The organism is Allostigmatella hybrida (genome assembly GCF_020103775.1).
In the GTDB taxonomy this organism is placed as follows: domain Bacteria; phylum Myxococcota; class Myxococcia; order Myxococcales; family Myxococcaceae; genus Hyalangium; species Hyalangium aurantiaca.
Genome location: NZ_JAHXBH010000030.1, coordinates 62,490 through 83,106 on the forward strand (window position 1 = coordinate 62,490; position 20,617 = coordinate 83,106).

Annotated in this window: 14 protein-coding genes and 1 pseudogene; 10 read left to right on the top strand and 5 right to left on the bottom strand. The window is 69.2% G+C overall.

Annotated elements, in window-relative coordinates:
- Positions 1-236 precede the first annotated feature (236 nt).
- On the top strand, positions 237-1,175 hold the full coding sequence (locus KY661_RS31115) for a lytic transglycosylase domain-containing protein (protein ID WP_225413662.1): 939 nt from the start codon (positions 237-239) through the stop codon (positions 1,173-1,175).
- 30 nt (positions 1,176-1,205) lie between these two features.
- On the opposite strand, the pseudogene KY661_RS31120 reads toward KY661_RS31115, so the two are convergent.
- Positions 1,206-1,326 (bottom strand): annotated as a pseudogene (locus KY661_RS31120) (IS3 family transposase); the annotation flags it as partial.
- 724 nt (positions 1,327-2,050) lie between these two features.
- On the opposite strand from KY661_RS31120, the gene KY661_RS31125 reads away from it, so the two are divergent.
- The 5 genes from KY661_RS31125 to KY661_RS31145 all read left to right on the top strand — a co-directional run bounded on the left by KY661_RS31125 (position 2,051) and on the right by KY661_RS31145 (position 9,771).
- Positions 2,051-2,779 (top strand): hypothetical protein, encoded by a 729-nt coding sequence (locus KY661_RS31125; RefSeq protein WP_225413663.1) that lies wholly within the window; start codon positions 2,051-2,053, stop codon positions 2,777-2,779.
- A gap of 97 nt (positions 2,780-2,876) precedes the next feature.
- Positions 2,877-5,246, top strand: a complete 2,370-nt coding sequence (locus tag KY661_RS31130) for a GH92 family glycosyl hydrolase (RefSeq protein WP_225413664.1) — start codon at positions 2,877-2,879, stop codon at positions 5,244-5,246.
- Positions 5,247-5,261: 15 nt separating this feature from the next.
- The gene (locus KY661_RS31135) at positions 5,262-5,627 is read left to right on the top strand and encodes an arsenate reductase family protein (RefSeq protein WP_075006792.1); all 366 of its coding nucleotides are present in this window, start codon (positions 5,262-5,264) and stop codon (positions 5,625-5,627) included.
- Positions 5,628-5,815: 188 nt separating this feature from the next.
- A complete protein-coding gene (locus KY661_RS31140) occupies positions 5,816-7,147 on the top strand; it encodes a ligand-binding sensor domain-containing protein (RefSeq protein ID WP_225413665.1) in 1,332 nt (443 codons plus the stop codon).
- 128 nt (positions 7,148-7,275) lie between these two features.
- Positions 7,276-9,771: an NUDIX domain-containing protein gene (locus KY661_RS31145; protein ID WP_225413666.1), complete on the top strand. Its 2,496-nt coding sequence runs from the start codon at positions 7,276-7,278 to the stop codon at positions 9,769-9,771.
- A 155-nt stretch (positions 9,772-9,926) separates the two neighbouring features.
- On the opposite strand, the gene KY661_RS31150 is transcribed toward KY661_RS31145, so the two are convergent.
- A complete protein-coding gene (locus tag KY661_RS31150) occupies positions 9,927-13,805 on the bottom strand; it encodes a DEAD/DEAH box helicase (RefSeq protein WP_225413667.1) in 3,879 nt (1,292 codons plus the stop codon).
- Between the two features lie 245 nt (positions 13,806-14,050).
- On the opposite strand from KY661_RS31150, the gene KY661_RS31155 reads away from it, so the two are divergent.
- Positions 14,051-14,722: an NAD(P)/FAD-dependent oxidoreductase gene (locus tag KY661_RS31155; RefSeq protein WP_225413668.1), complete on the top strand. Its 672-nt coding sequence runs from the start codon at positions 14,051-14,053 to the stop codon at positions 14,720-14,722.
- Between the two features lie 13 nt (positions 14,723-14,735).
- On the opposite strand, the gene KY661_RS31160 is transcribed toward KY661_RS31155, so the two are convergent.
- Both KY661_RS31160 and KY661_RS31165 read right to left on the bottom strand, forming a co-directional pair.
- A complete protein-coding gene (locus KY661_RS31160) occupies positions 14,736-15,674 on the bottom strand; it encodes an L-lactate dehydrogenase (RefSeq protein WP_317987316.1) in 939 nt (312 codons plus the stop codon).
- Positions 15,675-15,749: 75 nt separating this feature from the next.
- Positions 15,750-16,364 carry a TetR/AcrR family transcriptional regulator gene (locus tag KY661_RS31165; RefSeq protein ID WP_225413670.1) on the bottom strand — a complete coding sequence of 205 codons (615 nt, stop codon included), beginning with the start codon at positions 16,362-16,364 and terminating at the stop codon, positions 15,750-15,752.
- Between the two features lie 103 nt (positions 16,365-16,467).
- Here KY661_RS31165 and KY661_RS31170 point away from each other — a divergent pair, with 103 nt between their 5' ends.
- Both KY661_RS31170 and KY661_RS31175 read left to right on the top strand, forming a co-directional pair.
- Positions 16,468-17,424 (top strand): SDR family oxidoreductase, encoded by a 957-nt coding sequence (locus KY661_RS31170; protein ID WP_225413671.1) that lies wholly within the window; start codon positions 16,468-16,470, stop codon positions 17,422-17,424.
- The gene (locus KY661_RS31175; protein ID WP_225413672.1) at positions 17,421-17,822 is read left to right on the top strand and encodes an NUDIX hydrolase; all 402 of its coding nucleotides are present in this window, start codon (positions 17,421-17,423) and stop codon (positions 17,820-17,822) included. Before KY661_RS31170 ends, KY661_RS31175 begins: the two co-directional genes overlap by 4 nt.
- A gap of 40 nt (positions 17,823-17,862) precedes the next feature.
- Here the strand turns inward: KY661_RS31175 and KY661_RS31180 are convergent, their stop codons facing one another.
- Positions 17,863-18,750: an EamA family transporter gene (locus KY661_RS31180; protein WP_225413673.1), complete on the bottom strand. Its 888-nt coding sequence runs from the start codon at positions 18,748-18,750 to the stop codon at positions 17,863-17,865.
- 101 nt (positions 18,751-18,851) lie between these two features.
- Here KY661_RS31180 and KY661_RS31185 point away from each other — a divergent pair, with 101 nt between their 5' ends.
- Complete coding sequence (locus KY661_RS31185; RefSeq protein WP_225413674.1) at positions 18,852-20,570, top strand: B12-binding domain-containing radical SAM protein; 1,719 nt, start codon at positions 18,852-18,854, stop codon at positions 20,568-20,570.
- The last annotated feature ends 47 nt before the right edge of the window (positions 20,571-20,617 follow it).

Consider the following 20,617-nt stretch of genomic DNA (forward strand, 5'->3'; position numbering starts at 1 on the left):
ACAGGGAAGTCCCGAGAACGCCGCCTCGCGTGGTGACCGGAGTCACCACGGGAGACAGCGGTCATCAGGCTCTCACGTTCCGGGCCGGGCCAGAACTTCCCGGCGGGGCTCGGCCCCTCGGCCCCTGGCCAAGGAAATCAGGCGTTTGCGCAACACCTGGGTGATTGTGCGCGGCTGGCATACCTCCTGCTTTGGGAAGGCGCATCCACCGCTTCCCTTCCTCAGGACCTCCCGCCATGAGCCTCGCTCCCGTCTCCCGCAACGCCCCGGCCTTCAGCTCCTCGAACGACCTGTCCGTGAACCGTGGCAGTGCCCTGGGCCCGATGCCGGCCGCTGGCTTTGCCCGGACGGGCACGGCCTCCCAGGGCATGAAGGCGCTGCAGCAGGACAGCTTCCAGTCCGGGCCGGGGCTGGCCGGGGACTGGTCGAAGTTCATGGAAGGCGCCGCGAGCCTCCTGGATGCGGCGGCCCAGCTGGTGAACCTGCTGCAGTCTCCCGAGCTCGGTGGGGACCTGTCCGCGGGCTGCGGCACCGACGGCGCCTCGTCCCTGGCGTCGCCCTTCGAGGACAGCTTCGCGCCCGAGTCCTCCGCCGGTCCGTCCACGGGGGTCGCCCCGTCGGCAACGGCCTCGCCCGCCCCGTCGGCGGCTGCGCCCTCGGCGACGGGCTCGGCGGGAGCCTCCTCGGCCTCGGGTGAGGGCGCGCTGGGCGGCGGGTTCCCCCCGGCCCTGAACAAGTACAAGGGCGCCATCGAGTCGGCGGCGGCCAAGGCGGGTGTGCCGGCCTCCATGCTGGCCGCGCAGATCTGGCAGGAGTCCCGCGGCGACCTGGGCGCCGCCACCACCAACGGTGGCAACGGCCTGACGGACACCGGCCTGATGCAGGTCAACCCCAACACCTTCCAGGAGCTGCAGAGCAAGCACCCCGAGCTGCAGGGCAAGAACCTGGCGGACCCGGAGACGAACATCCTGGCCGGCGCCTTCTACATGAAGGACATGAAGGAGCAGTTCGGCAGCTGGGATCTCGCCCTGCGCGCCTACAACTCCGGCCCCAACGGCGTGGACCGCAGCAACCCGAACGCCATCCCGGCGGGCACGGGGGACGCCACCTACGTCGAGAAGGTGCAGAAGTTCTCGGAGATCATCGCCACCGGCAACGGCACCCTGCCGGCGTAGGCGTGGGTTGAGCGAACCCAGCTGCGCTCATAGGAGCTCGACTGGGGAGGGAGCCTTCTGCGCCTGGATGCGCTCGAACTTCACTTCGAGCCCTCCTGGGCGAAGAAGGCTCCGCTTGTTTTAGGCAGCCTCGCCCCATGAGCAGCTGTCGGCGGCGATATGCCGAAACATACCGCAGTGGGCTGGCCCCGCGGCCAGCCGGGAGCCTCTCGGGTGGAAGGAAGCGGCTCCCTGCGGGCGGCGCGGCGAGAGAGCCAGCGGCTGCTACCGACTGGTTGGTACCGCGCAACGGCTGCTGCCGACTGGTTGGTACCGCGCAGCGGCTGCTGCCGACTGGTTGGTACCGCGCAGCGGCTGCTACCGACTGGTTGGTACCGCGCAACGGTTGCTGCCGACTGGTTGGTACCGCGCAGCGGCTACTACCGACTGGTTGGTACCGCGCGACGGCTGCTGCCGACTGGTTGGTACCGCGCAGCGGCTACTACCGACTGGTTGGTACCGCGCGACGGCTGCTGCCAACTGGTTGGTACCGCCGACGGACACAGTCCACGATCTCGGACGGTCCCTCCTCCGTGCGGCAGACCTGAACCTCCCCCGTGAATTCAACGGGTTGGCCAAACGCGCCGAGACGCCCGGATCCGCCATCCTCCGCGCAAGCCTTGGACATTCCAGCGCTTTGGGGAGGACCGTCTCACAACGCGGACGCCCCGTCCGAGATCGTGGACTGTGTTCAGAGCGCCTGCGCGTTCAAGTGCCTGTTTCCACTGAAGGACAGGGTTGGGTACGGAAAGTGCCATGGGGGTGCGCAACCGCAACGCCCCAACGTTCGCGGCGGGGACCGCAATCGTGCGCTCCCATCCAGAGAGAAACCTCTCATGTTCAGTCTGCTGAGGTCCAAGGAAGGCACTCCTGCCGTCTCGGAGAACACCGTTGTCCGGCGCACCGCCATCCCGGAGGGCACCACGCTGGAGCAGCTGCGCGCCGAGCTGCTGGAGCTGATGGGCCAGGAGAACATCAACCACCACCGCATGGGGGAAATCTACAACCACATCGTGGCCAAGAAGCTGGCGGAGAAGGCCGGGTTCACGGACGCGCGGGCCTACTTCAGCCAGCACCTGGTGGACCTGTCCCAGTCATCGCTGACGATGTACGGGGCGGTGGCCGCGGAGTTCAGCGAGCCGGTGGCCCGCCGCTTCGGCGTCACGTGCCTGAACCTGCTGCTGGTCTACAAGGGGGCGGCGGACGTGGAGGTGAACCGCGACGAGCCAGGCCCCACGGTGATTGAGGTACCGGACGACAAGGGGCATGTCACCGCCAAGCCCTTCGCGCAATGCAGTGTGGAGGAGATGCGCCGGGCGCTGCGGCGCAAGCGCATGCCGGCCTCCAGCAAGCCGCTGCCGCCGGAGGTGGAGGCGCGCGCCGAGCAGTGCTCCGAGGCAGTGGCCCTGCGCTTCCCCCAGGGCAAGGGCACGCGCGTGAAGGCGGTGGTGCGCAACGAGAAGGGCAAGGCGGTGATGGACTTCAAGGGCATCCCGCTGGACCAGCTGAACCTGCTGGCCGAGGCGCTCACGGCGGCGCTTCCGCCTCTGCCTCCGGCGTCCTGACACCGAGCCGGTGAGCCCAAGCCCTGAGCTCCTGAGGATTCTTTCCCTCTGCGTAGGCCCGGAGGCTAATTTCCGGCCCATGCCGAGGGAGAGAACCATGCGGACCGAGCATCTTCCACGTAAGTCTGGCGCGGGCCGCCAGGGCTTGCTGGTGTTCATCGCCATCCTGGGAGGCCTGAGTGCCCCTCTGGCCGCCGCGGGAACCCCAGACACCGCCTATGCCGCAGTGGACCCCTTCATCGGCACCGGCGGAGATGGCCACACCTTCCCGGGCGCCGCCCTGCCCTTCGGAATGATTCAGCTCAGCCCCGACACGCAGATCCGCCACTTCCGCGAGAGCTACAAGTGGGCGGCGGGCTACCGGCACGACGACACCACCATCCAGGGCTTTTCCCATACGCACTTCTCCGGCACCGGGCATTCGGATCTCGGGGACGTGCTGGTGATGCCCATCGCGGGCGAAGTCCGGCTGGAGCCGGGTGACATCGACAAGCCCGGCAGCGGCTACCGCTCCCGCTTCAGCCATGAGGACGAGAAGGCCGAGCCCGGCTACTACGCGGTGACGCTGACGGATCCGGGCATCCGCGCGGAGCTGACGGTGAGCCGCCGGGCAGGCCTGCACCGGTACCGGTTCCCGAAGGGCGCTCCCGCCCACGTGCTCGTGGACCAGCGCACGAGCATCTACAACTACCCCGGCAAGGTGCAGTGGTCGCGCCTGCGCGTGCACCCGGACGGCGCGGTCACCGGCTTCCGCGAGCTTCGGGGCTGGGCGCCCGGCCGTCCCCTGTACTTCGCCATGCGGTTTTCCCAGCCGATGACCGGGCATGCCCTGCACAACCGGGAGGAGAAGATCGAGTACAAAGGCTTTTCTCCCCCCGGACGGGGAACCGCCCAGCGGGCGCAGCTCGAAGGCCGGGAGCTGGTCGGCGTCTTCGACTTCGGCGAGCTGAAGGCGCAAGAGCTGCTGGTGAAGGTGGCCATCTCTCCGGTCAGCGAGGAGAACGCCCTGCGCAACCTGGACGAGGACCTGCCGGGATGGGACTTCGAGGCCACCCGGACCGCAGCCCGCGAGGAGTGGAAGAAAGCCCTCTCCGTGGCGGACATCGACGCGCCCGCGCCCATGCGCAAGATGCTCTACACGGCGCTCTACCACGCGATGATCGCCCCCAGCCTCTTCACCGACGCCGATGGCCGCTTCCGGGGGCCCGACAACCAGGTCCATCAGGCGGAGGGGTTCACGTTCTACTCGACGTTCTCCCTGTGGGACACCTACCGGGCCGAGCATCCGCTGCTGACCCTGATCCAGCCGGAGCAGCGCAACAACGACTTCATCCATTCGCTGATCGCCTCCCAGAAGGTGAGCCCCTACGGCATCCTGCCGGTCTGGCAATTCCACGGGTTGGAGACGTGGTGCATGATCGGCTACCACGCGGTGCCGGTCATCGCCGATGCGTACCTCAAGGGCATCCGCGGGTACCCCGCGGATCAGGCGCTCGACGCGATGGTGGCCAGCGCCACGTACAAACCTTACGGGGGCCTCGAGCACTACATGTCCCTCGGGTATGTCCCCATCGACAAGGAACCCGAGGCGGCCTCCAAGACGCTGGAGTACGCCTACGACGACTGGGCCCTGTCGCGGATGGCGCGCGCCATGGGGCGCGAGTCCGTGGCCGCGCAGTTCGAGGCGCGCGCGAAGAACTACCGCAACGTGTTCGATGCCAAGACCGGCTTCGTCCGGGCGCGCCACTCCGATGGCCGCTTCCGCGAGCCCTTTGATCCGGCCGCGGTGGGCTATGGCAGCGACTACACGGAAGGCAATGCCTGGCAGTATTCGTGGTACGTACCGCAGGACACCGCCGGATTGATTTCCCTGCTCGGCGGCGATGCGAAGCTGATCGCGAAGCTGGACGCCGTCTTCGACGCCAAGGTCTCCGCCGAGTCGTTCGCACACGTCGAGGACATCTCGGGGCTGATCGGCCACTACGCGCACGGCAACGAACCGAGCCACCACGTCGCGTACCTCTATGGCTACGCGGGACAACCCTGGCGCACGCAGGAGCGGCTGAAGCAGATCATCGACACCCAGTACAAGGCGGCGGTGGACGGACTGGCCGGCAATGACGACTGCGGCCAGATGTCGGCCTGGCTGGTGTTCACCGCGCTCGGGTTCTACCCGGTGACGCCGGGCAGCAACGAGTACGTGCTCGGCCGTCCTTTCGTCGAGCGCGCCGCGTTGACCCTGCCCAACGGCAAGCGCTTCACCGTGATGGCCGAGAACCTGAGCGATGACCGTCCGTACGTCGGCAAAGTCACACTCAATGGAAAGCCGCTGGAGCGCGGCTTCGTGCGCCACGAGGAGTTGCTCGCGGGCGGTGAGCTTCGCTTCGTGATGCAGGCCCGGCCGAACAAGACCTGGGCCACCCGGGCGGAACACCGGCCCTACTCCCTGTCCAACCGCGCGCGCTGAACCCCCCGGAGCCTCATGACGGATGAAATCCTGGTGCTCTCGTACGCAGGGTGTGGAACCTGCAAGAAGGCCCTCCAGTGGTTGAACCAGCACGGGGTGGCCTACCGCCTCCGCGCCATCGTGGAGGCGCCCCCCACGCCCGAGGAGCTGGCGCGGTGGGTGCCCCAGAGCGGCGTCTCCGTGCGCAAGTGGCTCAACACCAGCGGGCAGAGCTACCGCGCCCTCGGCAAGGAGAAGGTGGACGCCGCCAGCGATGCGCAGCTGCGCCAATGGCTCGCGGCGGACGGGAAGCTCGTCAAGCGGCCCGTGCTCGTCCGGGGCAACACGGTGCTCGTCGGCTTCAAGCCCGAGGTCTACGCGCAGCACTTCTCCACCGCCTGAAACTCCAGCGGGTGAACAGCCGCCACGGGTGACTGCCGCTCACGGACGTTTCTCCCCGCGTTTCACGGACCGGGGGGCAGGTCCGCGTCTCCTGCAGAATGGCACCTGGGGCAGGCGAGCCGGCAGCCCTCGCCTTTCCATGCATTCTGGGAACTGCGTGGAAAACGCAAGAGGAGGCATGCCTGCGAATGAACGGAAGCTGGTGGCGCACGGGGATGGCGGGAGTCCTCGCCATGGGACTGACGTACGGGGAGGTTTGCTGGGCGGAGTGGACGTTCTACGCGCCCTCGCAGGGAGCCCCCCAGGATGCCTGGGGAATCACGGAGGACGAGGGCGGGAACGTCTGGGTCGCCGGGGGAGAAGAAGGCCTCTTCCTGCTGCGCAAGGGGGCCCGCCAGTTCGAGCGGTTCACGATGGACGATGGCCTGCGCCCTTATGGCTTTCTCGAGGACGGCAGTGCCCCCGTGGGCCCGAAATACCTCAAGGTCATCTCCGTGGCGGGCGGCCCGCCCGGAACGGTGTTCGTGGGCTACGAGGGCCAGGGCCCGTGTGAGAGCAATTTCTACGGGCCCGGCCGGGAGCGGGATCCGAACATCTACAAGAGCGGTGACGCGGACAAGGTCACCTTGACGGACTCGGGCATCCAGACCGTCCACTACGACATCTCCTCCGGGCCGGGGGGAGAAGGCGGAGAGCACGGAGAGGGCGGAGACCGGGAGAAGATCTGCTCCGTGCGGCGCATCGTGTGGGACCGGAAGCATGGGCACCTCTGGTTTGGCGCCAACCATGCCTTCGCCTGGGGGGACCCGGACCACCAGAATGCCCCCACCTGCAATGGCCATCGCCAATGCTCCGGGGTGCTGGAGCACACGCACCCGCACATCAACGCCAAGGACACCTCGGGCCATGTCTTCCGCCTCACCGACGCGTACCATGGCATCGCGGTGCTGCCCGGCGGGGACGTGTGGTTCGGCGGCGCCAACCGCACCACGCGCTTCAAGTTCATGACCGTGAAGCCCCCCCGCGACTTCGAGAGCGCGCGCAAGAAGTCCGAGAATGCCTCCGCCATCGCCAACCGCATCGACATCTGGCCAGACCGGGTGGACGAGGTGGGCATCCCCGGGCCCACGGACCGCGTGGATGACAATGTGTCCGGCATGGCGCTGATGCCGGATGGCTCGGTGTGGGTGAGCTCCTACGCCTGGGGCCTGGCCCTGTTGAACCCCACGGGCACGGTGAACCGGTATGCCCTCAACACGGGGCCGGATCGCTTCATCACCTCGCTGGTGAGGGACCCCACCGACAACAGCCTCTGGGTGGGGCTGCGCTGGGGCGGAGGCCTCCTCCGGGTTCACGGCCCCCAGGTGACGCGCTATGCCTCGGCGCTCGGCTCCCTCACCTCCCGCCCCATCTGGGACCTTCAGTCTCCGGTCCGCGACGGCCAGCGCCGGTTGCTCGTGGCCTTCGGGCGCGACGAGTACGGCCACGAAGGCGGCATCGGCATCTACGTGGGCGAGTAACAGGCTGCCCCGGAAGCCCTGTCCCGCCTGCACCCAGTGTGCGTGCAGGCGGCGGGGCAAGCGCACGGGAGGCGCACGCCTGGGCAGCGGTCGCGGACCGGAGGGCAGCGGCGCTACACTGCGCGGGCATGACGATACCGCCCGGCCTGGTGATTGCTCCCGGCCACCGCGTGAAGTGGCTCGATGGGCGGCTCGCCATCGAGGCCGACGAAGACCGCAGCCGCCTCCGCGCCGCGCTGGAGCGCCACCTCATGGTGGGTGACGAGGGCCACACGCTCATCCTCGGCAGTCAGATCCGCGCCTCGCTCCATACCCACCTCCAGGTCCACCCCCTCTCGGCGGTCGAGGCGCGCTTCCTGGCCGACAACAACGTGCCGCTGTCGCTCCCCACGGGCACGCCCGCGCTCTCGCCGCGCACGGACCTCCACACCCACTTCGCGGGGGCCTTGCCCGGCAAGACGCTCGTGGAGCTGGCCACCTCCACCGAAGGCGTCCTCGTGCCGCGCGGCCTGCTCTCCGAGATAGGCATCGACGCCCGTCAGGATGTGCCCGCCCCGGCCCTCACCCCCCTGGCCCGCGAGCGGCTCGCGCGCAGCCTCGATGTTCCCCTGGACCGGCAAATCACATTCCAGGACATGGAGCGCCTCTACGCGCGGCGCAGCCCCCTCACCAAGCATCCCCTCCTCTTCGTTCCCCAGCTTCGGGCCATCGCACGGCAGTTCGCCGCCACGGGCGTGCGCTATGCCGAGCTGTCCCTGTCCACCGCCGTGGAGCCAGAAGTGCTCGCGGCGCTCCACGCATCGCTCGATTCCATCGAAGACGAGAGCGGGGTTCGCCTCCGGTTCCTCGTGGCCCTGTCCCGCCACGATGATCTCGAGTGGGATCTCGACGTTCTTGACCGCGTGGAGCAGTGCCTGCCCAGCCGGGCCATCGCGGGCGTGGACATCATGGGACATGAGACGTGCTCCACCCGGGCCTTCGTGCCCGTGCTCGAGCGCGCCGCCGCGCTCGGTGAGGCCCGGCCAGGCTTCGTGGTCCGCGTCCACGCGGGCGAGAACCCGGCCTTTCCCGAGAACGTCCGCGAGGCCATTCGCGTGCTGTTGCCCTTCCCCGGGGTGGAGATCCGCATTGGCCATGGGCTCTATGGCGTCGACGGCGAGACGCTGGCCTCCATGGCCCGCCACGCGGACCGGGTCCTCGTGGAGTTCAACCTCACCTCCAACCTCGCGCTCAACAACATCCAGACCACGATGCAAGTCCCCTTGCGGCGGTACGTGGATGCGGGCGTCTCGGCCGTCCTCGGCACCGATGGCGCCGGCCTTTACGGCACCTCCGCCCCCGACGAGGCACGCGCGGCCCTGGCCTGCGGTCTCGACGAGCCGAGGCTCGCACGGATCCGCGACACGGAAGACGCGCTCCTGAAGCGGCGCCAGGAGAACGAGCGGGACAGGCCCCCCTTGCGGGACTGGAGCCCGCCTCCCCCCGCCCCGCGAAGACACTTCACCCCAGCCCGCGCGGCGGAACTCACGGCGCGGCGCGGCGCGGTGCGTGCGGCCCAGGAGCAGCGGCTGCACCAGTTGGGAGCCACGGTGAGCCAGGAGGTGCCCGTGCTGGCGGGCCGCCCGCTGCTGTGGCTCGCGGGGGCGTGGCGTCACGCGTTCGCGGACTGGACACCGGAGGAGGTCCAGCATGCCTCCACCGTCCTCGCCGAGGTGCTGCGAGGCCTCGCCGCCCGAGGGGGGCTCCTGTTGACGGGAGGGACGTGCCACGGAATGGAAGGACTGAGCCACGGCCTCGCCGCCGAGGCGGGCGTCGATGTCCTGGGCGCCATCGTGGAGGAGACGCTCGCGGATGATCTCGATGCCCGGGTGCGGACCTTCTGGCGCTGCGCACGCTCCTTGTACGAGAAGGCCTCGCCCGTGGTCCGCCTGGTGCGCGACGCGCATGGGCTCGGGCTCTTCCTGGGCGGCGGCCTCATCGTCGCGGACGAGCAGCAAGCCGCCCTCAACGTCCGTGCCCGGCACGTGCTGTTGTCAGGACTGCGGGGGGCCGCCGTGGACGCCGCGCGCGCCAGCCAACACGCCCGCTTCGTCGACGGCGCGGCGAGCATCCTGGCCGCGCTCGATGACCCACGTCCGTGGGGCCAGCTCCGCTACCTGGGGCCCAATGACGCCGCGGACGTCGTCCTCATCCGGCGGGGGGCCCTGGACGATGCCGAGCTGCTCCTGATTCAGCGGCACGACGACAGCGGCGCCGCCGCGGGACGCATGTCCCTGCCCGGAGGCTTCGTTCGTCCCGGCGAATCGCCACGCGATGCCGCCGTCCGCGAACTCCTGGAGGAGACAGGCTTCCGGATTCCCCCCGAGTCCCTGGTCCCCGTCACCACGGTGGCAGGCGGAGGCCGCGACCCGCGCGACACCGCCGAGCGGTGGGTGCGCAGCCACGTCTTCGCGGCCCTCGTTGACGACGAAGACACCCCGCCCCAAGGCACCTCCAGCAACCTCGTCCTGGGCGGCTCGGACGCCGCGGCGGCGCTGTTCGTTTCCGTCACCCGCCGGCCGCCCCTGGCCTTCGACCATGATGGCCTTGTCACCCAGGCCCTCGCGGTGCTGTCCCTGCGTTGATGAGGATGAACGTCCTTTCACACTGGCGCATCCTCGCCGCAGCGGAGTCCCTGTTCCGCCAGCATGGCTTCGAAGGCGCGAGTGTCGAGCGCGTCATGCGCGCCGAGGCCCCAGGAGCGGGTTGCCACATGCCCTCGCTCCTGCCGGCGCTCACGTCAGTGAACGGTCCGGGGGCCCGGCTCCTCCTCATCGCCCCGCATGTCTCGAACGGAGTCTCCTCCCGCCAGCAGGGTCAGCAGATCCTTCGTGGTGAGCCGCGCCGCGGCGTTCGTCCCTTCGAGCACTCCGGCCACGAGGGCACGCTTGTCTGAATGCAGCGAGAGGATCTGCTCCTCGATGGTTCCACGGGCAATCAGCCGGTACACCGTCACCGGCCGCGTCTGGCCAATGCGGTGGGCACGGTCCGTCGCCTGGTCCTCGACGGCGGGGTTCCACCACGGATCCAGGTGGATGACATAGTCGGCGGCGGTGAGGTTGATGCCCGTCCCACCCGCCTTGAGCGAGATGAGAAACACGTCCCCCTGCCCCTCCTGGAACGCCTGGATTCGCTTCGCGCGCACCGGGGCAGGCGTCGCACCATCGAGGTACTGGTAGGTGAAGCCGGCGCGCTCCAGCTCTTCCCGGACAAGCCCGAGGTGCGACGTGAACTGGCTGAACACCAGGGCGCGGTGGCCCTCGCTCTTGAGCTCCTCCAGCAGTTCGAGGAGCCGCCTCATCTTGGACGACGAGACCGAGGACTGGGCGTCGTAGAGCCGTGGGTGGGACGCCAGCAGCCGCAGCCGCGTGAGCGCCGCCAGCACCTGGAAGCGCTGCTGCTCGTCACGGAGCCCCTTGCCCTGCGAGCTGACCTCCGCGACGGCCGCCAGCCGCGCATCTTCGTACAGCGTCCACTCCTCTTCGGAGAGCGCCACGGGCACCTGGATCTCCGTCCGCGAGGGCAGCTCGCGAGCGACTTCCTGCTTCGTACGCCGGAGCAGGAAAGGACGGAGCACCCGGGCCAGGGCGGCGTTGGCCTCCGGCTCCTTGCCTCGCTCGATGGGCGCGGCGAAGCGCTCCCGGAACTGCTCCCAGCTCCCGAGCAGCCCGGGGAAGACAATGGCGAAGAGGCTCCACAGCTCGCCCAGGTGGTTTTCGAGGGGGGTGCCCGACAGCGCGATGCGGAAGCCCGCCTTCAACTGGCGGGCGGCCCGGGCCCTCCGGGTGCTGGGGTTCTTCAGCGCCTGGGCTTCATCCACGACCAGGGTGGCGAACTGCACCTCGCCAAGGCTCGCCGCGTCGCGCACCAGCAGGCCGTAGCTCACGATGAGCACATCATTCTTCTTGAGCTTCGTGAGGCACGCCATCCGCTCCGCCTGCTCGGCGTAAAGCACCGGCCGGAGGCCCGGAGCGAAGCGTTGGAGTTCCTGGACCCAGTTGAAGGCAACGGAGGTAGGCGCGAGCACCAGCGCGGGGCCAAGACGTGCACGGTCGAGAAGCACCGCGAGCGCCTGCACGGTCTTCCCAAGCCCCATGTCATCCGCGAGGCACGCCCCCGCCCCCCAGGCCGCGACCCGGCTGAGCCACGCGTGGCCTTCCACCTGATAATCGCGCAGCGTGGTTCCCAGCGAGGCGGGAGGCTTGGGCTTGAGCGAGAGCGACGCGGCGAGGCGCTCCGTCAAGAGCTGCCAGGAGGGTGCGGCATCAACCTCAGCCCCCGCCTCGCGCAATGCGCTGATCGCGGGAACCGCGCCTGGGGAGAGTTCGATCCGGTTCTTTCCCACGAAGGCGTGGTCAGCCACCGCCAGCAACCGCTGCCGCAGCGTCTCGCTGAGCTCGACCCACCGGTGGGCATCGACGCGCACGAAGCGCTTCTGCCGCCGGGCCGCGTCCAGGAGGACCGCCAGCTCGAGCCTACCGGCCTCGACTTTCAGCTCACCCGAGAGGCCGAACCAGTCCCGCTTGCGCTCGACCTGCACCCGCAGGGCTTCCGGACCGGCGGACGCGGCAATGACCGGCTTCTCGTCCACCCACTCCACATCGACTCCCGCCGGGGGTGACTGCAACGCGGCCACGAGCTCCAGCGCGGCCTCCGTCTCGCCCATGCGGAAACAGAAGGGAGGCCCCTCCTCGGCGGCCGAGAGCGGCAGCGGGGCGATGGCCGCGCGGGCGTGCTCTTCCTCCCGCAGGAGCTGGCGGCGCACGTAGCCCCGCTCCCCGCCCCGGGAGAGCAGGACGTCGCGAGGGCCCACCCCCGGGTGATACAGCGGCGCGCCCGGCCCTGGCCGCACGAGCAACTCCAGCTCCAGGGACACATCGGGCAGCAGGCGCAACCGGACCACGGTGGACAGCTCGCTCTGGAGCTCACGCCCCTTCAGCGCCTGGGGGACGACGAGCGGAAGACGTGCCTCCAGGCGCGACAGCCGTTCGAGCAGTTGCCCGTGGCTCTCGGGAGGAAACTGGTCGCCGTGCTTCTCGAGCACGGTCCAGATCCGCCGGGCCTCCTCGCTCACGTCGATGAGCAGACACCGGCCCCGCTGGTCCTCGACGGTGAACAGCGGCTCCCCCAGGGAGAAGGTGCGCAGCAGCGCGCTCAGCAGCTTGGGGTTGAAGCGCTCGCCTTCGATAGAAGGCTCCAGGCGGATGTGGCCATCTGCCGCGAGCGCCGTGAAGCCCAGTTGCACGCGCTTCATCTCGAGCGGCACCTCCGGGCGAAGCTCGAGCGCCACGCGGGGATGCCCCGCGAGCGAGAGGAACGCCCGCGAGGGGTACGTCCCCGCCGCACGGGACGACGTCGGCGCCCACGACACGAGGTGCTCGGCAATCCGGAGGTCCGCGTCGGAGAGCGACTCGCGATGCTCTTCGAGGAGCCGGGCCGCGGTCATCCGCGCGCCCGCGCTCAACGTGCCCCGGCGGGTCTGCTTCTTCACGAGCGGCGACACCGTCAGGGTTCCGAGCTCATGCTCGATGTACCACCACACCTCGACGGTGGCGCGGGGCTTCGCCGCCTCCTCCTCGAACAGCTCCAGCTCCTTCAAGGCACGCGCCCAGCCTGGACGCAGCAGCTCCTCGGCGAGCCGCCGCGCATCGGCGAGCCGGGCGGTGTCGGAGAGCAGATCCAGGACCGTGTCGACGAGCGCGAGCACGTGGACACAGCCCCGTTGCCGGACCGCGCAGTTGCACTCCCACCGGCCCTCGCCCCCGCCTGGGAAGGTCATCCGGGCCGACACGGACACGGTGCCGTAATCCGGTCCCCCCCGGACGACACGGTCCCGCTCCTTCCAGGTGAGCGCGCAGGCCGCCGCCTCGAAGCTCCAGGACTCCAGCGCACGCCGCTCGCGGGAGCGGGGAACCGCATGAAGCCGCAGCGCCCGGCGGGCCTCGAGCAAGCGGCCCCACAGCGGAGCCAGCAACGCATCCCCATGGTGCTCCCGGCGCACGGCCTCCTCGGTGAGCGCCAGCCGCACCGCGTCCGCCTCCTGCCGCAGGTAGGCCGCCGCCGCCTCGGCCAGCGCCGTCTCCAGCCCCCGGCCACGCGCCCCGACATGACGGAACGCCCCTTCTCTCGAGCCGACGTCCCGGAGCGCCAGTCCCCCCAGGACATGGCGGAGCCCATTGCGCTGCGCTTCATGGATGGCCAGGTCCTGCAGGAGCCCTCCCGCAGAGACCGCGAGCGCATGTTGGACGTGGTGGGCTTCTGCCCACCGGTCGAGCTCTGCCCGCGTCGCGAACATCCCTTCGGAGGCGCTGGACACCCCCTCCTCGCGCAAGGGCGCGAGCACAGCCCCACGCTGGGCGAGGAAGGAGAGGCTCAGCGCGACGGCGTGCTTGCACACCGCCTCGCGCACGGGGCACGTACAGTGGGCGACGAGCGTCCCGCTGAGGGCCGTGACCCGGACGCGGTACTCCTCCGTCCCCCTCACGAGGCCATCGAGGGCGTCCTTGTCGAGGACACAGGACAGAACGCGTCCCTCCCGCCAGTAGGCCTCGCCACGCGCGAAGGCGCCTCCTGCGGCCGTACGGAGGTTCTCGGAGGTGAGCAACACGGGTAACGACATGGGGCACCGACTCTAACCGCGCCGCCCGGACAAGAAGGGCCCTTCTGAGCCTCCTGGGAGCAACCTGCCCGCCTGCCGGGGAGCCGGGAAGGAAAACCGGCCCCTCCTCGGATCCGCCGATTGCGGCGAAGCCCCCGCTCTACGTCAGGGCCACGCCCCTGCGTACTCCTGGAGGACAGGAGGAGAACGATGGATTCCAAATCGGCCGCGAGCAGCTCCAGCCTTATGACGTCGAGTACCAGAACGTGAAGCTCCTCGCCGTGGACCGCCTCGCCTCGGGCTTCCGGGTCAGCCTGGAGGGAGGCCGCACGCTGGAGACCCGGCGGGTGCTGCTGGCCACGGGAATGGTGGACGAGGTGCCGGAGCTGCCGGGCTACCGGGAGCTGTGGGGCAAGAGCATCTTCCAGTGCCCCTATTGCCACGGCTGGGAGGTGAAGGATCAGGCGTTCGGGTTCCTCGTCCCGGCAGCGCCCTTTCTGGACTTCGCCCTGTTCCTGAGGGGCTGGTCGAAGGACCTGGTGGCCTTCACGAATGGCGGCTTCGAGGTGCCCAGCGAACAGCGGCGCAACCTCCAGCACGCGGGGGTACGTCTGGAGGAGCGCCGCATCCAAAGGCTCCTCGCACGGGAGGGAGCCCTCGCCGCGGTGGAGCTGGAGGACGGAACCCAGGTCCCCCGGCAGGTGCTCTTCGCCCGGCCGCCGCAGCACCAGACCCCGCTCGTGCAGCAGCTCGGGCTGGCCCTGGATGAGCAGGGGTTCGTGAAGGTGGACGACCACAAAGCCACCTCGGTCCAGGGAATCCACGCCGCGGGAGACCTCACGACGCCCCTTCAGGGCGCCCTCATCGCCGCGGCCGCGGGCGCCATGGCGGGGTACATGATGAACCACGCCCTCAACATGGAGCCCCAGGGCCCTTGACCGGGCCCCCCCCTCAGAAGCCCAGGGTGCGGATGGCCTGGCGGATCGTGTCCGCGCTGCGCTTCAACCCCTCGCGCTCGGACTCACTCAAGGGCAGCTCCAGCACGGCCTCCACGCCGCCCCGGTTGACGATGCTCGGCACGCTCATGCACACATCGCGGATGCCCAGGTAGCCCTCCAGGCGTGAGCTCACCGGCAGCACCCGCTGCTCGTTGTGAAGCAGCGCCTCGAGGATCTGCGCCGTGGCCAGGCCGATGGCGTAGTTGGTGGCGCCCTTGCCGCGAATGACGTGGTAGGCGGCGTTGCGCACGTTGTCGAAGATGTGCGTGCGGTCCGCCTCGGACAGCTGCGCGCGTCCGGGCACCGACCACTGCATCAGCGGCAAGCCGCCCACCGAGGCGGAGCTCCACAGGGGAATCTCCGAGTCCCCGTGCTCACCGGCGATGACGGCGTGCACGTTCTGCACCGCCACGTTCAGGTGGCGCGCCAGCAGGAAGCGGAAGCGCGACGAGTCCAGCACCGTCCCGCTGCCCAGCACCCGCCGGGCAGGAAGCCCGCTGAGCTGCTGAACCACGTACGTCAGCACATCCACGGGGTTCGTCACCAGGAGCAGCAGGGCGTCTGGCGCCACCTTCAACAGCTGAGGGACGAGCGTGCGGCACAGCGCCACGTTGGAGCCCGCCAGCTCCATGCGGGTCTGTCCCGGCTTCTGCTTGGCCCCCGCCGTGATGACGACCACATCGGCCCCGGCGCACACCTGGATGTCGTCAGAGCCCTCCAGGGTGGCCATGGGCACGAACTGGAGCCCGTGGTTGAGGTCGAGCACCTCGGCGTCCACCTTGGCCCGGTTGATGTCGTAGATGGCGATGTGCTTGGCCACCCCCCGGATCATGGCCGCGTAGGCAACGGTGGCCCCGACCGCTCCCGCCCCGATGATGGCAATCTTGCTCACGTGCTCTGGCATAGGGGGCCAACTCAAGCATAGGCGGTGGGAGGGGCTCCAGGCGCATGTGCTGCTCCTGTGGGCTCAAGAGGCCCGCTTCGCGCTTCCCAGCGTGCACAGGCCCGTGAGGGTCTCCAGCAACTGCTCCACGGAGGACGTGGGAAAGATGGGACACGTGAGCTTGAGGCTCACCAGCCCATGAAGCGCCCCCCACAAGACCTCCGCCAACGGGACGGTGCCCACCGTGTCCGCCACCTCCCCCTGGTGCTTCAAGGCCTCCACGAGCCCGGTCAACACCTGAAAGGCACGGCCCCCCGAGTCCCCGGGGCTGCGAAAGATGTCGGTGGTGTACTCCGGGTCCGTCATGAAGAGCAGCCGGTAGGTCTCCGGGTGCTCGAGGCCAAAGCCGACATATGCCTCGGCCAGCGCCCGGAGCCGGCGCACCGCCACGGGCTCGCGGGCCGCGGGCTCCAGCCGCGCGAGGAGCTCCTCGAAGCCCTGCAGACAGAGCGCCCGGGCAATGTCGTCCCGGTTCTTGAAGTGCAGGTAGATGGCCGCCGGCGAGTATTCGATGGCCTCGGCGAGCTTGCGCATCGTCAGGCCCTCGAAGCCCTCGCGCACGACCAGCTCGCGCGCTACCCGCAGGATGGTGGTGCGAACCTCCGCCTTCTGCCGCTCCCGGCGCTCCACGGTCCCCATGAGCCAGGCTCCTCTCTTGACTTAATGAACGGCCCACAATATCTGAACGGCGTTCATTAAACACCGTTCACAACCTGAACGGCCGGAATACAGGAGAGCGACCATGGGAAAGTTGGCGCTGTGGGGAGCCGCGGGAGCGGTGGGCCGGAGCATCGCGGACGCCTTGCGTGCCCAGGGAAAGCCCTACCGGGTGGTGGGCCGCTCGCTGGAAGGGCTGAAGGCCACCTTCGGGGGGGATCCCCTGGCGGAGGCCGCGGCCTGGAACCCGGAGGACCCCGCCTCCATTCGCGCCGCGGCCCGGGGCGTCGACACGCTCGTCTACCTCGTCGGGGTGCCGTATCCGGACTTCCGCCTCCACCCCCTTCTGATGCAGCGCACGCTCGAAGCGGCCATCGCGGAGGGAGTGGAACGGTTGGTGCTCGTCGGCACGGTGTACCCCTACGGCCAGCCCCGGACGACGCCCCTCCGGGAAGACCATCCCCGCGAGCCGCACACCTTCAAAGGCCGGATGCGCAAGGAGCAGGAGGACCTGGTGCTGGCCGCGGATGCCGCGGGCCGCATCCGGGGCACCATTTTGCGCCTACCGGACTTCTACGGCCCCGGGGTGGACAAGAGCTTCCTCCACTCGGCCTTCCAGGCAGCCCTCCAGGGAGGGACCGCGAACCTGGTGGGCCCCGTGGATGTGCCCCACGAGTTCGTCTTCGTCCCCGACGTCGGGCCGGTGGTGCTTGCCCTCGCGAACGAGCCCAGGGCCTACGGGCGCTTCTGGAACCTGGCCGGCGCGGGGGCGGCCACCCAGCGTGCCCTGGTGGAGCAGATCTTCCAGGAAGCCGGCCGCCCTCCCCGCTTCCGGGTAGCCTCCAAGCTGATGCTGCGGTTGATCGGCCTGGGCAATCCGTTCATGCGGGAGCTCGTGGAGATGCACTACCTGCTCACGAACCCGGTGCTCATGGACGACTCGGCGCTGCGGGAACTGCTCGGCACGGTGCACAAGACCCCCTACGATGAGGGAATCCGCCGGACGCTGCGGGAGATGGGCCTGAGGAGAAAGAGTGAATGACCCCAACGATTGACAAGATCGCCTGGCTGCACGTTGTCGACGGCCGCGTCTTGAGTGCCCGCTCCCAAGGCAAGGACATCTACTATCTGCCCGGGGGCAAAAGAGATCCCGGTGAAACGGATATCGACACGCTGGCACGGGAAGTCGAAGAGGAGCTCTCGGTTCGCATCAAGCGCGACACGGTCTCGCACTTCGGAACCTTCGAAGCCCAGGCCCACGGCAAGTCAGAGGGCGTGCAGGTCAAGATGACGTGTTACCTGGCGGATTTCGAAGGCGAGTTGAGCCCCGCCTCCGAAATCGCCGAGCTGGTCTGGCTGACCTATGCCGACCGGGCCCGTGTCTCCGCCGTCAGCCAGCTCATCTTCGACAAGCTGCACGAGATGAACTGGCTGGCGTAGCCGCGGCTCAGAGGGCGTTGGACATACATCGATGGGCTCCTCAGGCCTCCACGGGCGGAGGCACCCGGCGCGCGGTGAGGGCAGCCCCCGCGGACGCAGCACTCACGAAACCCAGTGCAAGCCACTGCATCCCGGTGAGCTGCTCTCTCAGGAAGACCAGGCCCGCCAGGGCCGCCACCGCGGGCTCCAGGCTCATCAGAATGCCAAAGGTGCGGCTTGAGAGCACCCTCAGCGCCGTCATCTCCAAGGTATAGGGCACCGCACTGGAGAGGAGCGCCACGGCCAGGGAGGCCGCGAACAGCGGAGGCGTCAGCTGTGCCGTGAGCCCCTGAGAGAGCGAGAAGGGCAGGACCGTCAGGGCCGCGAACAGCATGCCGGCCGCCACGCCCTGCCCTCCCGGGAGGACCCGGGACACGCGCCCACCGAGCACGATGTAGGCAGCCCAGCATCCACCCGCGAAGAGCGCCAGCAGAACCCCCAGGGGATCCACCGCACCGGAGCCCCCCGGCCACGGGGCGATGAGGACGATGCCCGCCGCGGCGAGCACCACCCACAGGAAGTCCGAGGCGCGCCGTGAACCCGACACCGCGACCGCCAGGGGGCCCGCGAACTCCAGGGTGACGGCCAGTCCCAGCGGAATGCGCTCGAGCGCCATGTAGAAGCTCAGGTTCATCACGCCGAGCACCACCCCGTACGGGATGACCACGCCCCACTGCGCGCGCGTCAGCCGCGTGAGCGGCGGCCGGAACGCCGCGAACAGCAGGAGGGCGGACAAGCCAATGCGCATCCCGGCCGTGCCCGCCGCCCCCAGGGCCGGGAACAGTTCCTTGGCGAAGGCGGCGCCCCCCTGCACGCTCACGATGGACAGGAGCACCGCGGGGATGGGGGGAAGGTGCCAGGAAGGGCGGACCGGGGGGGCCTCACGCATGCGCGCCCTCCTTACCATCGAGCCATGGCTTGTGGGTTGCCGAACGCCTGCTGACGCGGGATCATCCAGGCTCACCGCTTTGGAAGGCCGGTTTTCCCCTCATGCATGGCCGTCGCGTCCTCTCTCCAGTCCTCCTTCTTGGCGCAGGAACCGGCGAGGCCACCTGCGGAATCCTCTACCTGGCGGGCTACCTGCGCCGGAACGGCATCGAGGCCTTCGTCCGGCTCTACGACGCGGACGAGACCGAGGAAGAAGTCGTGCGCTCGCTCGAAGCCCTGGTGGCCCGCGTACGGCCCCGGCTCGTCGGGATCAGCCTCAAGTGGTTCCACCACGTCCACCGCGCGTTGCTCCTGGCCCGGACGCTGCGCCAGATCGACCCTGGAATCCGGGTCGTCGTGGGCGGGAACACCGCGTCGTACTGGTGGCGGGAGCTGCACGCGTTCGATTGCATCGATCACATCGTCCTGGGCGACGGCGAACGGCCCCTGCTCGCGCTCTGCGAGGGGGACCCCGCTCCTCCCAATTGCGTGACCCAGACTCCGGAGGGAACCGCGCAGCGGCGGCCCCTGGAGTACGTGCAAGGGGCCACCAACAGCGAGGACGTCTACTACTCGCATTTCAGCGACATCTTCCTGAGCCGCCAGGACCTTCACGCCTTCTCGGGATGGGTCGCGCCCGGCAAGGGCTGCGGCGAGAACTGCCTCTATTGCGGTGGGGCCCGCGGCAACCAGAAAGCCGCTTTCGGCCGCGCGAAGCCGTTCCTGCGGTCCGAGGACAGCGTGCGCCGCGACCACCAGGAGATCTCCCAGAAGACCTGGCAGTTCCGCTACGACTTCTCGGGAAGCTCGGCGGAGTTCCTGCAAAACACCTGGGCGGGCGTCGATCTCTCCCGCCACGCCTGCACCTACTTCCTGTGGGGGGTGGCCCGGATGGAGCTCATCGACGCGCTGGCCCGGACCTTCGAGCGTGTCCACATGGTGCTCGACATCGGGTGCTTCTCGGAACAGCAACGGCACGAGCAGATGCGCCGCGGCCTGCTCAAGCCCTGTGCCTCGGACCGGGAGCTCCTCGAGCTCATCGACAACTGCCGCCGCCACCCGAACCTGGACGTCGAGATCTCTGGAATCGCGGGCCTCCCGTTCGCCAGCGAGGCCACGCTCAAGGAGGAAGTCCGGCTGGTGGAGCGCGTCATCAGCCTCGACTGCGTGGTGGGCTACCAACGGCTCGAGGCGCAGCCGGGGGCACTCGTCACCGAGCACCCCGCGCGGTTCGACATGGAGACGGAAGCGCGGACCTTCGCGGAGTTCCTCGAGTACTTCGAGCAGCGCGAGCCCGGCGAGGTGACGGTGCCCATGCTGCGCTTCCGCGACACGGCGCTCGAAGAGGCGGTGCAGCGCACCTCGGAGCATGTGGATGCGCTCGCCTGGAAGCACCGGGACGCGAAGCGAAAGGTTCCAATCAACGGCCGCACGCGCCTGCGGAATACCGCGCCCTCGACGCTTCAGTTCAAGCTCGGGGATTGGCTGGGGTTTCACCGGGTTCCCGCGAAGGTCGCGCAGGAACAGGTGACCGTCGTGCGGTCGATCGACGGGACAGGCATGGCCTGCGCCCCCTCCGTCAGCCCACGAAAGTTCACGGACCCGACGCTGGATCAAGGCGAGGAGGGGAAGATCCTCCTGACCACCCTGGCGGCCTTCGAGCAACCGACGACGGTCGCCAGCGCGGTGGCGCAACTGAGCGCGAAGGCAAGGCTCGATCCGGGCTCGGCGCGCGAAGTCATCGACCACCTCGTGGACGGGCGCTTCCTGCAACCCGCGTGAGAGGCCCCGAGGGCCGGACGTGATAACGTCCTCTGATCAACGGCCCT